Origin of the sequence: Corynebacterium sp. (assembly GCF_030530965.1) — a bacterium.
Classification (GTDB): Bacteria; Actinomycetota; Actinomycetes; order Mycobacteriales; family Mycobacteriaceae; genus Corynebacterium.
Genome location: NZ_JAUMTY010000010.1, coordinates 1 through 14,622, shown reverse-complemented (window position 1 = coordinate 14,622; position 14,622 = coordinate 1). Strand labels below are relative to the sequence as shown.

At 55.6% G+C, this 14,622-nt stretch carries 15 protein-coding genes; all 15 read right to left on the bottom strand.

Annotated features, from left to right (window positions below; genetic code table 11):
- Positions 1–40 precede the first annotated feature (40 nt).
- Positions 41–1,279, bottom strand: coding sequence for a protein translocase subunit SecF (gene secF, locus Q3981_RS03375; RefSeq protein ID WP_303123899.1), 1,239 nt, complete (start codon positions 1,277–1,279; stop codon positions 41–43).
- Positions 1,279–3,243 (bottom strand): protein translocase subunit SecD, encoded by a 1,965-nt coding sequence (gene secD, locus Q3981_RS03370; RefSeq protein ID WP_303123970.1) that lies wholly within the window; start codon positions 3,241–3,243, stop codon positions 1,279–1,281. Before secD ends, secF begins: the two co-directional genes overlap by 1 nt.
- A 217-nt stretch (positions 3,244–3,460) precedes the next feature.
- On the bottom strand, positions 3,461–3,877 hold the full coding sequence (gene yajC / locus Q3981_RS03365) for a preprotein translocase subunit YajC (RefSeq protein WP_303123897.1): 417 nt from the start codon (positions 3,875–3,877) through the stop codon (positions 3,461–3,463).
- A gap of 118 nt (positions 3,878–3,995) precedes the next feature.
- Positions 3,996–5,120, bottom strand: a complete 1,125-nt coding sequence (gene ruvB / locus Q3981_RS03360) for a Holliday junction branch migration DNA helicase RuvB (RefSeq protein ID WP_303123895.1) — start codon at positions 5,118–5,120, stop codon at positions 3,996–3,998.
- 3 nt (positions 5,121–5,123) lie between these two features.
- Entirely contained in the window at positions 5,124–5,747 is a 624-nt protein-coding gene (gene ruvA / locus Q3981_RS03355; RefSeq protein ID WP_303123892.1) for a Holliday junction branch migration protein RuvA, read from the bottom strand.
- Between the two features lie 59 nt (positions 5,748–5,806).
- The gene (gene ruvC / locus Q3981_RS03350; RefSeq protein ID WP_296136626.1) at positions 5,807–6,325 is read right to left on the bottom strand and encodes a crossover junction endodeoxyribonuclease RuvC; all 519 of its coding nucleotides are present in this window, start codon (positions 6,323–6,325) and stop codon (positions 5,807–5,809) included.
- A gap of 121 nt (positions 6,326–6,446) precedes the next feature.
- Positions 6,447–7,199 (bottom strand): YebC/PmpR family DNA-binding transcriptional regulator, encoded by a 753-nt coding sequence (locus Q3981_RS03345; RefSeq protein WP_221923764.1) that lies wholly within the window; start codon positions 7,197–7,199, stop codon positions 6,447–6,449.
- 125 nt (positions 7,200–7,324) lie between these two features.
- Positions 7,325–7,960 carry a pyridoxal 5'-phosphate synthase glutaminase subunit PdxT gene (gene pdxT / locus Q3981_RS03340; protein WP_303123890.1) on the bottom strand — a complete coding sequence of 212 codons (636 nt, stop codon included), beginning with the start codon at positions 7,958–7,960 and terminating at the stop codon, positions 7,325–7,327.
- A gap of 5 nt (positions 7,961–7,965) precedes the next feature.
- A complete protein-coding gene (pdxS, locus tag Q3981_RS03335) occupies positions 7,966–8,925 on the bottom strand; it encodes a pyridoxal 5'-phosphate synthase lyase subunit PdxS (protein WP_303123888.1) in 960 nt (319 codons plus the stop codon).
- A gap of 121 nt (positions 8,926–9,046) precedes the next feature.
- Entirely contained in the window at positions 9,047–9,547 is a 501-nt protein-coding gene (locus Q3981_RS03330; protein ID WP_052722261.1) for a hypothetical protein, read from the bottom strand.
- The gene (locus tag Q3981_RS03325) at positions 9,544–10,689 is read right to left on the bottom strand and encodes a glycosyltransferase family 4 protein (protein ID WP_303123885.1); all 1,146 of its coding nucleotides are present in this window, start codon (positions 10,687–10,689) and stop codon (positions 9,544–9,546) included. The genes Q3981_RS03330 and Q3981_RS03325 overlap by 4 nt, the downstream gene beginning before the upstream one ends.
- A 15-nt stretch (positions 10,690–10,704) precedes the next feature.
- Positions 10,705–11,601, bottom strand: a complete 897-nt coding sequence (locus tag Q3981_RS03320; RefSeq protein WP_303123883.1) for a phosphatidylinositol mannoside acyltransferase — start codon at positions 11,599–11,601, stop codon at positions 10,705–10,707.
- A 9-nt stretch (positions 11,602–11,610) separates the two neighbouring features.
- Positions 11,611–12,264 carry a phosphatidylinositol phosphate synthase gene (gene pgsA, locus Q3981_RS03315; protein WP_221926678.1) on the bottom strand — a complete coding sequence of 218 codons (654 nt, stop codon included), beginning with the start codon at positions 12,262–12,264 and terminating at the stop codon, positions 11,611–11,613.
- 9 nt (positions 12,265–12,273) lie between these two features.
- Positions 12,274–12,861, bottom strand: coding sequence for an HIT domain-containing protein (locus tag Q3981_RS03310; RefSeq protein ID WP_204088545.1), 588 nt, complete (start codon positions 12,859–12,861; stop codon positions 12,274–12,276).
- Positions 12,848–14,622, bottom strand: a 1,775-nt coding sequence (gene thrS / locus Q3981_RS03305; protein ID WP_303123880.1) for a threonine--tRNA ligase, incomplete at its 5' end; no start/stop codon positions are given. The genes Q3981_RS03310 and thrS, both read right to left, overlap by 14 nt.

The following is a 14,622-nucleotide window of genomic DNA, read 5'->3' as shown; positions in this document are numbered from 1 at the left end:
CTTCTATCCGAAGAACGCGCGTTGGGTACCGACTCAGCTTCTAGTTTCCATCAAACGGTGAGTTGTTGCGACGGCGGTTGTCGTCGGGACGCCATGACGCGCCGCCTCCTTCACGACTGTGGAATCTGCCCGCCTCCGGATCTCGATCGGAGTGGTGAACGATACGTGATGAGCCTCTTCTCCGTGAGGAGCGTGCCGATGGCTCAGAATCAGCGTCTTCACTAGCAGTGATCTCTGATCCATCACTGGTTACGGCAACCCGTTGATCCTCCTGGTTCGATGACTCAGCCTTCCGAGATTCTTCGACACGTTTGGTGTGCTCGGAATACTTCTTCTGACGCGATTTGAGCGAAACCAAGATTGGCGTCGCCAAGAAGATGGAGGAGAACGTTCCTTCGATGACACCAAGTAGCTGCACGAGCGAGAGGTCTTTGAGCGTGCCCACGCCGAGCAACCAGACCGCAACGACCATCAATGCGCCGATCGGGAGGATCGAGAACAATGATGTCGAAATGGATCGCATCATCGTCTGGTTCACGGCGAGGTTAGCCTGCTCGGCGTAGGTCGACGTGGTCGTCTTTGTTAATCCTGCGGTGTTCTCGTGAACCTTGTCGAACACGACCACGGTGTCGTACAGCGAGTAGGACAGGACTGTCAGCAAACCGATAACCGATGCTGGTGAAACCTCGAAGCCGATGATCGAATACAGCCCTGAGACCACAATCGCGTCAACGGCAAGTGCTGATATAGCCGCGATGGCCATATCGCGCTCAAAGCGAACCGTGATGTACAGGAAGATCAGCGCGAGGAAGACGATCAGCGCTAGAACCATGCGGTGAGTAATCGTCGACCCCCACGAGTTACTCACGGTCGAATCACCGATAGAGTCGGGAGTTTCTTTACCCGAGGCGTCTTTCGGGTGGTACTTCGAGAATAAAGCTTCCCGAGCCTCGGAGATCTCGTCGTCGTTAAGATGCTTTGACTCGATCTCAACATTGCGAGCATTACCAGAGCCAATGATCTGGACTTGCTGGGCCTCGACCCCAGTGGCCTCGTGGAAGGTGTCGGCGACTTCGGTCTTGGACACGTCACCGGCGGGCATCGTTATCTTCGTGCCACCCTCAAAGTCGATGCCCAAGGTAAATCCACGGAAAATAATGGATACGAGGCAGATCACCAAGATGATGGCGTAAATGCCGTACCAGCGACGGCGCTGGGAGACGAACTCAATTCCGCCTTCACCGGTGTAGATACGTTCGAAGAAAGGCCGTTTACTCATTACTTCTCCTCCTTCGAGGTATCGACACGCGATGAGCCACCCGACGATGACTCATCAGTTTCTGAGAGACTATCTGCGAGCTTGATGTGCCGCCGTACAGGTTGATCCTCTTTGGCGTTTTCAGCGCGCTCAACGTCGTACGGAAGCTTGATACCGGCAGCGCGACGACGCTCCGCAACGCGCATAACCGCTCCGAGCCCGTTCACAGACGGCTTAGAGAAGAACGGCTTGCGCGACGCCAGAATAATCAGCGGTGCCGAAACCAGGAACACCACGAACAGGTCGAAGACCGTCGTTAAACCAAGGGTGAAGGCGAAGCCTTTAACGTCACCAACAGCCAAAATGTACAACACGACAGCTGCGATCAGGGAGACCAAGTTACCGGACAAGATAGTGCGACGAGCGCGCTCCCAGGCCTTTGGTACTGCAGATCTGAATGTTCGGCCATCGCGTATCTCATCTTTAATACGTTCGAAGTAGACCACGAAGGAGTCTGCAGTAGTACCAATACCGATGATCAAGCCGGCGATGCCTGCGAGGTCAAGGCTGTAGCCAACCCACCTTCCGAGTAGGACGAGGCTGCCGTAGATGAGTAGCGCCGAGAGCAACAGCGAGAAAATCGTGATAACGCCGAGTCCGCGGTAGTAGGCCAGCGCATACAGGGCGACCAAGATTAAGCCGATGCCTCCGGCGATGAGTCCTGCTTTCAGCGAAGCAAAACCAAGCGTGGCGGGAATGGTGGTGGCGGTACCACCCTTTTCACCGTTCTCACCAGCGAAGCTGATGGGCAGCGCACCATACTTAAGGTTGTTTGCTAAGTCTTTGGCCTCGGCCTCAGAGAACTTACCAGTAATCTGGGTCGTCGAGCCGGCGGGCGTCGGTGACTGAATCGTCGGAGCAGAAATCACTTCGGAGTCGAGAGTGATAGCGACCTGCTGGCCCTGATACTTTTGCGTTACTTCGGCCCACGTATCGCCACCCTTATCTTTATTGGATGTCTTGAACTTGAACGTGATGGCCATTTGCCCGCTGTTGGAGTCGTATCCACCAGTAATCGGAGAATTGGTATCGATCTCCTCACCAGTGAGCCGCTGGGGATCTTTCTTCCCCTCCTGCCCCACTAATACTGGTGCCGCATCGAGCAGGTGAACGCTCTTATCTTGATCACACGTCACGAGCGGTTTGGCCGGATCATCCTGACCTGCCAACGGATCCGATCCCTTACATTCCAACAGGGATCCCGCCGCTTGCAAAGTGGTCGGGTCTTCTGATTGCCGATCCTTGAGCAGCATGGCGGATGTTTGTTCACGCTGCTTGTTTTCTTCGATGGAGTTGGCTGGTTTAGCCTCTGGCTTCGCTGTGATCTTCATCGACTCGGGAATGGCAAAAGCCTCTTGGCCCTGGGCTTGACCACTGCTGTTGTATTGCTCCAACTGCTTCTTCAGCTCGTCGAGGGCCTTCTGGGCATTATCCGGCGAAATCACATCCGCTTTTACCCATCGATTAGCCATATCGACGACGGTCTGCGCCAGCTTGCCCCGATCAACTTCCTGGGCAGCAGCTTGTTGGTTAAGCACTGGACGGAACAACAATTGGGATGTCTGTCCCAGGTTCCGCGCTTGAGCGGAATCATCGCCAGGGACAGTAATGACGAGTGTGTTCCCGTCGGTCTGCACTGTTGCCCCGGAGACGCCCATGCCATTGACGCGGTTTTCGAGAATTTTCCGGGCCTGCTCAAGCTGATCATTGGACGGCTGAGAACCTTGAGGCACCAACGTCACTCGGGTTCCGCCCTGAAGGTCAATGCCTAACTTAGGTTCAGGCTTTTTATTTCCCGTGAGGAACACCAGAAGGTACACCGCTACGAGGAAAATGACGAAGATACCGATGGCGCGATACGGCCATCGGGATTTTGTGGAGCGAGCTCTGTTCTTCCGGGCTGCCAAAAGAGTCTCCCGTCGTATGAAGGTCACATTAGGCTCATGTCGGCCTATTCAAACTTCAGAAAGTCTACCCCTTGGCTTCACGCTGCATCGTCTTACCCCAAGGGTCGGCGTTTTGCGTCGAGCGTTCGAACCAGCATGAAGCCGAAGGTTATGTCATGTCTGCTGCCGATGTACTGTACTCGCGCATCTACTCTGCGCGATTGTCAGTCACGACCGAGCACTATCGATTACGATTTTACTTATCGTTGGCCGGCGAGTGCCGATGGGAGTCAACAGCAGCCTCATCACTAGTGCTCGGCTCGACGGTTGAACCGTGATCTGTCGACGTCTCCTGCGTCGACACAGTTGACTGGGCCTGGGACTCACTAGCGGTTGGCTCAGTAGTGCTTGGCGATTCCTGTTGTGCAACTGGTCCCAAAATGCCTTTGACGGCCCACTCAACAACAACCCCAGGTGCAATTTGCAAGTCGAGGAGGTCGCCTCGTACCGCAACGACGCGACCGTGCAAGCCTCCGGCTGTCTCAACAGCCATGCCAGGCTGCAGTTGGGAGCGAAACTCCTGGATGCGCTTCATGCTCTTGTTCTGCCGAACAATCTGCATGATGGGCAACGCCAGGAAAAGGATGAGGATAATTATCCATAGACCGTTCATGGCACCATCTTGGCATAGAGCAGGGACATTGAGTCAATTCTTTTAACTTGGCGGACTATCTGGCAAGCGTCTCGGAAAGCTTTGCTCCTGGATAACGCTGTATTGATCCAGAGGTCTCTTAGAAGAAGGCACCAATTGTCCCCTCTGGCGGCTCCAGCCCCTGATGTTTCCACGCTTCGGCTGTGGCGACGCGGCCGCGTGGTGTGCGAGCAATCATCCCAGCCCTAATCAAGTACGGTTCGCACACCTCCTCGACGGTGGTGGGCTCTTCGCCTACGGCGAGCGCCAACGTCGAGACGCCAACAGGTCCGCCCCCATGTCCCCGGACGAGCGCATCGAGAACAGCACGGTCGAGCCGGTCGAGGCCCTTCTCGTCGACGTCGAACACCAAGAGCGCGGCCTTGGCTGCTTCTACTGTGATCACGCCACCAGAGTGGACGTCGGCGTAGTCCCTCACCCGTCGCAACAAACGGTTAGCAATACGGGGCGTACCTCGACTCCGCGACGCAATTTCCTTCGCAGCGTCAGCCTTAATATCAATATCGAGTAGACGTGCCGCACGCGTGACAACTTTCGTGAGGTCAGCCGCCGAGTAAAACTCCATCTGCGCGGTGAATCCGAAACGGTCACGCAGCGGCCCCGTCAACATTCCTGCTCGGGTGGTCGCCCCCACCAAAGTGAAGGGGGGTAAATCCAAGGGGATGCTCGTTGCACCCGGGCCTTTTCCGACGATGACGTCAATGCGAAAATCCTCCATCGCCATGTACAGCATTTCTTCTGCCGGGCGCGCCATGCGGTGAATTTCGTCGATAAAGAGGACATCCCCCTCCATCAAATTCGACAGCATGGCGGCGAGATCACCCGTTTTTTCCAGTGCAGGACCCGACGTCATCCGCAGTGACGTACCCATTTCCTGGGCAATAATCATCGCCATAGTCGTCTTGCCCAACCCGGGCGGACCTGCCAAGAGAATGTGATCAGGAACAACTCGACGAGCCTTGGCCCCAGAGAGGACCAACTCTAATTGTTCGCGGACCTTGGACTGCCCAATGAACTCATCCAAGCTGCGCGGACGCAGTGACAATTCGGCATCTGCATCGTCGCTTTGCTCGGTCGGATCAACAGGACGAATTCCGGACGCAAATTCGTCATCTTTTCCCATCGTGGGCGCCGGCCCGCCCCGATTCTGGGAGCCACCTTTGTCATCGGGTAGTTGGAACTCAGTTTTTTCGATGTTGCCCATCTTTTAGTTCCTCTCGGATGACATCGATCGCAAGGCGCGCTTCAGAATCTCCGACACAGATCCTCCCTCAGCCGCAGCGGACGTGGCAGTCTTTTCTGCCTGTTTTTCCGGAAAACCTAATTCGACAAGAGCTTGAGTAACCGTACCCACAACGCCACTGTCGGCGTCGACCTCCGAATTGCCACCCACTCCCGATTGAGGTTCGCTAGCCGAATCTCCTGCATCGAATACAGCCACCTTCGACTTTAAGTCGACGATGATCCGCTCCGCTGTTCTTTTACCTATGCCCTTGACATTTCTTAGTTCAGCGTCATCCTCGTTGGTAATTATTCGAGCAAATTCGTCGGGCTTAAAAATGGAACAAATCGCCATTGCAGATGTGGGCCCTACCCCCGAAACCTTACGGAGCATCGCAAACATCTGACGGGCCTCGTCGGATTCAAAAGCGTAAAGGTCGATCCCATCGTCGCGAACATTCATCGTGACAAGGATTCGAGCGTCCTCCCCTTTTCGTAGCGTCCCCAGCAATGAGGGCGCAGCAGTTGCCCGGTAGCCGACGCCTGAGCATTCAATCACGACATAATTAAGACCGACATGAAGAACCTCGCCATGCAATGAATCGATCACAGGGACCCCTTTTCTCTACTCACGATCGTCACACCACGACATCGGCCGCAACTATGACGTCACTTATGTCGTGAAGCGCTCCAGCCCGGATTCTGCCCACCGGATAGCCCCAACATGGGAGCGCGCCAGCAATGACAAATAGCGAGCGCCAGAGCATCGGCCGCATCGGCGGGACGTGGTGGTTCAGCCAAGCCCAAGACCCGCGTAACCATCGCGGTGACTTGCTTTTTATCTGCACGTCCGTTCCCCGACACAGCTTTTTTCACTTCACTGGGCGTGTACATATAAACCGGAATATCTCTCCGCGCTGCACAAACAATAATCACACCCACCGCATGGGCGGTGTGCATGACAGTGGAGACTACACCACGTTCAAATACACGTTCGATTGCCAGCATATCCGGATGATACTCATCCATCCACTCATCAATCTTCACGGAAATGTCGAGAAGACGGGTGGAAAGATCGTCGGATGCGTCTGTTCGAATAACCCCCACCGCAACAGGTAGGACGGAGCGCCCCCGCCCGGCCTGAACCGTAGATATTCCGCACCGGGTTAAACCGGGGTCAACCCCCATGACGCGGGTCCCCTCTAAGGAGCGCGATCCACCCTTAGACGTGGTATTCACGGGCACTGGATCGCCACTCCTATCTGCACCATCGCCAACAGCCTATTCGGCACACGCTGAGGGCTTTCACTTAGTTATCGAGTTCAGCCAGAACCTCGTCGGAAAGATCCATATTGGTGTAGACGTTCTGGACGTCGTCCGACTCTTCCAGTGCATCGATCAGATGGAAGATCTTCCGAGCTCCAGACGCGTCAAGCTGAACCTTAACGTCTGCTCGGTAGTCCGGCTCTGCAGAATCGTACTCCAGCCCGGCTTCCTTCAACGCGTCGCGAACGGCAGAAAGATCCCCGGCTGCGGACACGACCTCGAAGTTCTGGCCGAGGTCATTAACCTCTTCAGCGCCGGCATCCAGGACGGCCATCAGGATGTCATCCTCAGTATTGCCTTCCTTCGGCAACTGAACGACACCCTTGCGGTTGAACATATAGGCAACGGACCCTGCATCCGCCATGTTTCCGCCGTTCTTGTTCATCGCGGTACGCACATCCGTCGCGGCACGGTTACGGTTATCGGTCAAGCACTCGATAAGAATCGCTACCCCGCCGTTGCCATAACCTTCATAGGTGACGGTCTCCCAGTCTGCGCCACCGGCTTCCTCACCTGAACCGCGCTTGCGGGCTCGCTCGATATTGTCATTGGGAACCGACGCCTTTTTGGCCTTTTTAATCATGTCATCCAGCGTCGGATTCGCTGAGGGGTCACCGCCGCCGGTGCGAGCAGCTACCTCAATGTTCTTAATCAGCTTGGCAAATTCTTTACCACGCTTGGCATCGTTCGCAGCTTTCTTGTGCTTCGTTGTTGCCCATTTAGAGTGCCCACTCATATTGTTGTACTCCCTCAGTTGTTAACACACATGCAAGCCCCACGAAGGGGATAATCGCAACCAGTCTAATACTCGGTCCCGACATTCCCAGCCATGGCACTGCCACCAATAAGTCTTTTGTTGGGTTACGCCATCGATTCCTCGACCATCGACACAAAATAGTCGTGGACACGGTCGTCGTCGGTCACCTCGGGATGGAACGACGTGGCAAGTACGTTTCCCCTACCGTGACCGGAGCGAACTGCAACAATAGCGCCCTTGCCGTCGTCGGCAGGTACACGAGCAAGAACCTCGGTATCGTCGCCGACTGATTCGACCCACGGTGCACGAATAAAAACGGCGTGAACAGGTTGACTAATCCCCTTGAAATCGAGATCCGTCTCAAAGGAGTCGACCTGACGGCCAAATGCGTTCCGTCGAACCGTGATGTCGAGCGCGGATAGGCAGTGAGCGTCCGGACGTGTCCCCTTAACCTCACTGGCCAGCAAAATCATACCGGCGCACGTGCCGAACGTCGGCGTCCCGTTGTGAATCTTTGCCGTCAGGGGTTCGAGCAATCCGCCCAGCTCGAGGAGCTTCGACATCGTCGTCGACTCTCCCCCAGGGAGAATTAACCCATCAACCCCGTCGAGATGAGCAGGACGGCGTACAAGACGCGACCGAACTCCGAGGCGCTCTAGAGTGCGCTGGTGTTCGATAACGCCACCCTGTACAGCGAGAATCCCGATAAGTGGGGTTCTCTTTTCGTTGCTACTATCCACTCGTTTTACCAACCACGCTCTGCTAAACGGTGCGGCTTCGGGATCTCGTCGACGTTGATGCCCACCATCGCTTCACCCAAGCCACGCGAAACATTGGCGATCGTCTCAGGGTCGTCGTAGTTCTGCGTCGCCTGAACGATGGCGCGCGCACGATGCTCCGGGTCACCAGACTTAAAGATGCCTGAACCGACGAACACACCCTCAGCACCTAATTGCATCATCATCGCTGCATCGGCTGGAGTGGCAATACCGCCGGCCGTGAACAGCACAACCGGGAGAGATCCACGCTCGGCTACCTCACGCACCAACTCGTACGGAGCTTGGAGCTCTTTAGCAGCGACATACAGCTCATCAGGCGCCATCGACTTCAATTTATTAATAGAAGCACGGATGGTCCGCATGTGGGTCACGGCGTTGGACACGTCGCCAGTTCCCGCTTCGCCCTTGGAACGAATCATGGCAGCGCCCTCGTTGATCCGTCGAAGTGCTTCGCCGAGGTTGGTCGCTCCACAGACAAATGGCACCGTGAAGTCGAATTTATCGATGTGGTTGGAATAATCTGCTGGCGTCAGCACCTCGGATTCGTCGATAAAGTCGACGCCCAGCGACTGCAGAACCTGCGCCTCAACGAAGTGACCGATGCGGGCTTTCGCCATAACCGGGATGGACACAGCGTTAATAATGCCTTCGATCATGTCGGGGTCCGACATGCGAGACACTCCACCCTCAGCACGAATATCAGCTGGGACACGCTCCAGCGCCATCACGGCTGTTGCGCCGGCGTCCTCAGCGATCTTGGCCTGCTCAGGGGTGACGACGTCCATGATGACGCCGCCTTTTAGCATCTCCGCCAGGCCACGCTTTACTCGTGCAGTCCCGTGGGTTGTGTCATTCGACGAGGAATGGGCGGCCCCGCGTGGATTGTCCGTAGCATGCCGTCCGTTTTGATTTGCATTATTGCTCATATTGTCGTTCTTCTCCTTAAAACTGGACTGGCCTGTCTAGAATACGCTGAAGCCTACAGTGTACTTACTCGCCTCTGGAGCCAGAAAACTCACCGACCAATTCTTGAGGCTACATAGTGATTTACGACGCCGGAATGTCGGATTCAATACCAGCCACCTCAAAATACTCTGGTGGCGACGCGTGACCGCCGAGATGGAAAAACCTCACGAGCGGGCGTAGCCGCAATGTCCGGGTATCCGAGACGGCATCATTATAAAAGCGCATTGCGAGTTCCACTCGTGTGTGAGCGTCGGCTAGTGTTCTCGCACCATTGACCGTCACTGATTCGTCATCAAGATCGTGAATGCGCATAGCAAATCTGTTCTCCGCCAGTGCTCGATCCGTCGTGCACGAAGTGTCGAAAGCGATACGTTCCGTTGCTTCGGCCTCGTCCGCAAGTTCTGGCCACAATGCTGACACCACCGCAGCCCGACGACCCAAGGCAGCATCCAGGCTTAACGCTGCTTCATCCGTCCGAATATTCAATCGATGCAAGCGGGTGGCTATGAACGATGCCCACATACCTGCTAACAGAACGGCCATCAGACCGACGATGACGATGGCGACCCATACCGGTATCACGACGAAAAGTTCCTTTCCCCCTGAGGACCCAGCACGGTTTCATATACCCTCTCGACTTCTGTCGTAACATGACTCCAGTCAAACCGTTGGGACCGCTCAAAGCCCTTATGCGCGAGTTCTTGCCGCTTGCCTTTGTCCGAAAACAACTCGGTGACAGCCGCCACCAAAGCATCCGTATCCCCGGGAGGAAATAGCCAACCAGCGTCGCCGTCATCGCACACAGCACGAAATGCCGGAATATCACTGGCGACGACCGCCGCGCCGGCAGCCATCGCTTCGACGAGGACGATCCCGAAGCTCTCCCCGCCGAGATGAGGTGCCACATAGACGTCCGATGCTTTAAAGGCTCGAGCCTTGTCGCTATTAGACAACCGGCCAAGAATGGTGATCGAGTCCCGGACATGGGCTACGCGCCGCGACAGAGCCTTGGCATCACCGGTCCCTACGACAACGACTTCGATACCTGGAATCGCCCGTGATATCCGTGGCATCGCTTCAATCAGCACATCGAGGCCTTTACGTGGTTCATCAAAGCGGCCCAAGAAGATAATTCGCGGGCGGTCTGGGTCGAGGCGAGAGATCGCATCGTCGGCTCCTGACTGCGGGTCCGCCGATGAGAAAAACTTCGTATCGACGCCATTTGGGATGAGAATGGGATCTCCCCCCAGCTGTTCCACTTGCCACCGACGAGCCATCTCCGAGACCGCGATCCCTGCACGAACGCGCTCGAGCATCGGCGTGAGAACCGGAATAAACGTTTCCAAAACGCGGGACCGATCAGCTGATGCGTGATACGTCGCCACGACGGGAATCTTCGCCATTTTCAGCGCGATCATGGACACGCTTGGGGCGTTCGGCTCATGTATGTGGACGAGGTCGAATTCGTGATTATTCAACCACCGACGGACAGCATGAAATGCCGACGCTGTGAAACTCAGGCGGGCAACCGATCCGTTATACGGGATAGGAATTGAGCGCCCGGCCCGAACAACGAAGTCCGGGACATGCGTCTTCAGGGACGCTGGGGCCAGCAGGCTTACGGTGTGACCGCGCCGGATTAACTGTTCTGACAGCTCAATTGCGTGAGCTTGAACACCGCCAGGGTCGTCCATGGAATACGGACACACCATCCCGATTCGCACTCGGCCTCCACACTCTCAGTCTTCATTCCAGATGCGTTGGAGCATATGCCAATCTTCAGGATGCTCCGAAATATTTTTCTCAAAAACGTTTGCTAGGTCTTGAACGACCTCAGGTATTGGCTTATCGGTATTCAGTGGCTCACCGACGCTATGGCCCCAGCCATTCGGGGTAAACCAGCAGTGAACGCCGTGTAAGGCTGCCCCCGTTTCTTGAGCGAGCCGTACCGCCCCCACCGGCATGGTTGTTCTAGAACCGAAAAAGTCAACGCTGACACCGTGGTGCGAAAGATCACGTTCGCCCAACAAGGCCACGACTCCGCCTGACTCTAAAGTTTCACGGAGCCCGTCCATCGGCTTTTGTGAACCACCGGTGAGCGGGAACACGGTAAAACCGAGTTCCTCGCGATAGTCCACGAATGCATCGAACAGTTTCTCCGGCTTGAGCCGTTCTGCCACTGTAGAAAACGTACCGTAGCGCTGGGCAAGCCACAGCCCAGCCATATCCCAATTCCCACTGTGCGGGAGAGCAAGAATCACTCCCCGCCCCTGGCGATATGACTTATCAAACAAGTCCACCCCCTGGATACCCGACTCAATTGTGTTCACCAATGAGTCCAGGGACGATGAGTGAATGATGGACGGTAAGCGGAAAGCTTCCATCCAATATCGGGCATATGATCTCATCGCGTTCCGCACCACGACATCAAGCTCTCGGTCATCCGTGAGACCGGTCACCTTGGCAAGGTTCGACCGTAACCTCGCCGGTTGTTTCCCCCTGTGAGAAGCGATATCGGCACCGAGCGTGAATAATTTCCGCGCGACGGGGGCGGGAATTCGGGTGATTCCTTTCCAGGCCCACACGTACGACTCAGCGATAAGATCCTCTTTGGATAAGCCGAAGGGTCGTGTCACGTGTCGTCCTTACTTCGTGGGAAATTCTTTAGCCCCATGGGGTGCGGCGATTTTATCATTCGCGTGCGGAGATTTGCTGGCCATGACCATGCGTTGGATCACCGTAAAAATCGAGCCTATTGCAAGAATCCAGAGCGCAATACTTAACACATGCGGCACCCCCAAGCCCTCAAGGCCTAAGCCGACCAAACCGATGATCAGCCGTTCAGGGCGCTCCACCAATCCCCCAACGATGTCGAGACCGCCCGCCTCTGCCCGAGCTTTGACATAAGAAATGACCTGGCTGGTGACCAACACAATCAACGCAGCAATCAGTTGGTGACGTTCTCCCTGCTGAGCGGAGACGATCCACCAGACGATAGCGGCGAAAACGGCCCCGTCGGTAATGCGGTCGCAGCTGGCATCTAGGGTCGCTCCGAACGTCGTTCCCCCGCCACGTATACGAGCCATGGTGCCGTCGACCATATCTACAGCTGTTAAAAGCCCGATAATTATTGCGGCGGCAAAGAGATGACCGGTAGGGATCAGGATTAACGCTGCTACGCACGCACCGAGAGTGCCGACGACGGTCACTGTGTTGGGGGAAATTCCCGCCTTAACCAGTGATCGGGCAATCGGTTCGATGACAACTGCAGCCGGTTTTCGGCCATGAACGCCAAGCATTATTCTCCCTTATTCCGACTCGGAAGCCGACTGCTCAGCAGACGGTTGATCATCGGAAGTGTCCAATGATGCCCAGGCTTCCGCAAGCAACGACCGTGTCTCACGGAGAAGCTGTGGCAGGACCTTCACGCCACCAATGACGGTCATGAAGTTAGCATCGCCAGCCCATCGCGGAACTATGTGAACATGAAGATGCTCCTCGATAGAGCCACCCGATGCTTTACCCAGATTCATTCCCACATTAACGGCATGGGGATGCGACACAGCTTTTAACGAACGGATAGCTTTTTTCGTGAAAGCCATCAGTTCGGCCGTCTCCTCGGGGTTCAGGTCCTCAAGGTTCTTCACCCGACGATAAGGGACGACCATCATGTGCCCCGAGTTATAGGGGAACAGGTTGAGCAAGCAGTACACGGTCTCACCGCGCGCGATGATCAGCCCTTCTTCGTCCGAGCCTTGCGGAATGTCTTCGAACGGGTCACTGCTGTTCCGATTATCGTCGGCAATATACGACATCCGGTAGGGTGCCCACAGCCGGGTCAATCGGTCAGCGTCACCAGCACCTGAGTCAACAAAAGTATCGTTATCCGCGGACACGAGCCTCAATCAACTCCTTTGTCGGCTGCTCGTTGTTATGCTCTTCAATCCAGGTTGAGATCACATCAACAGCCTTCTCGACGGGAACGCCGTTCACTTGGGAACCATCGAGGAACCGGAAACTCACTGCACCTGCTTCCGCATCGCGACCACCAGCGAGAAGCATGAACGGGGCTTTATGAGTCGTATGGTTGCGAATCTTCTTCTGCATCCGATCATCCGAGGTATCGACCTCGGCGCGGACACCCCGAGCACGCAGCTTATCCACGACCTCGCCCAAGTACGGCGAAAATTCATCGGCGACCGGAATTCCGACGACCTGATGTGGAGCCAGCCATGCTGGGAAGGCTCCCGCGTAGTGCTCCAGGAGCACCCCGAAGAAGCGCTCAATCGAACCGAAGAGGGCGCGGTGGATCATAATGGGGCGCTGCTTAGAACCGTCGGGCGCCGTGTACTCCAATTCGAAGCGCTCAGGCAGGTTAAAGTCCAACTGAACGGTCGACATCTGCCACGTACGCCCGATCGCGTCACGAGCCTGAACCGAAATCTTCGGACCATAGAAAGCAGCTCCGCCTGGATCCGGAACGAGGTCGAGGCCGGATTTATCTGCTACACGCCGGAGAATCTCCGTTGAACGCTCCCAGATCTCATCAGAACCGACGAACTTGTTCGGGTCTTTCGTCGACAGCTCAAGATAGAAATCATCGAGCCCGTAATCCTTCAGCAGCGAGATGATGAAATCAAGAACCGTGCTGAGTTCATTTTCAAGCTGATCCGCGGTGCAGTAGATATGGGCATCGTCCTGCGTGAATCCACGGGCACGGGTGAGACCGTGAATAACGCCTGATTTTTCATACCGATAGACTGTGCCGAATTCGAACAAGCGCAGAGGCAACTCGCGATACGACCGGCCCTTAGATGCGAAGATCAGGTTGTGCATCGGGCAGTTCATCGGCTTGGCATAGTAATCCTGAGCCGGCCTCGTGATGTTCCCCTCGGCATCCCGTTCCTCATCCAACTTCATGGGAGGGAACATGCCATCCTTGTAAAAATCAAGGTGGCCGGACTTTTGGAACAAATCTCCCTTGGTCAGATGCGGAGTGTAGACGAAGGAATATCCAGCTTCAATGTGGCGCCGCCGCGAGTGCTGCTCCATTTCATTGCGGACGATACCGCCGTCAGGATGAAAGACAGGGAAACCTGAGCCGATTTCATCCGGGAAGCTGAAAAGATTCAGTTCAGCGCCGAGACGACGGTGGTCGCGACGTTCCGCTTCTTCCATCCGCTGCTGATACTCTTGCAGCGCTTCTTTCGACTCGAAAGCCGTCCCATAGATCCTTTGCATACCGTCGTTGTTTTGATCGCCACGCCAGTAGGCAGCAGAACTCCGCTGAAGGGCGAAAGCGGCGATGTATTTCGTCGTCGGCACGTGAGGACCACGGCATAGGTCGAACCATTCGACCTCGCCGGTACGAGGATTGACGTTGTTATACGCGGTTAACTCGCCAGCGGTATCAAGATCTGCGTCCTCATCAAGAACGGTGCCTTTCGACTTATCGTCGATGAGCTCCAACTTGTATGGTTCATCTTTCAACGCTTCGCGGGCGTCATCAAGAGACTCCCATACAACACGCTCGAATCGCTGTCCCGACTTAATGATCTTCTTCATACGCTTTTCGATGCGTTTGAGATCGTCGGGAGTAAAGGCGTGGTCGGTGCCAAAGTCGTAGTAGAAACCGTCCGCTATAGCGGGGCCGATTC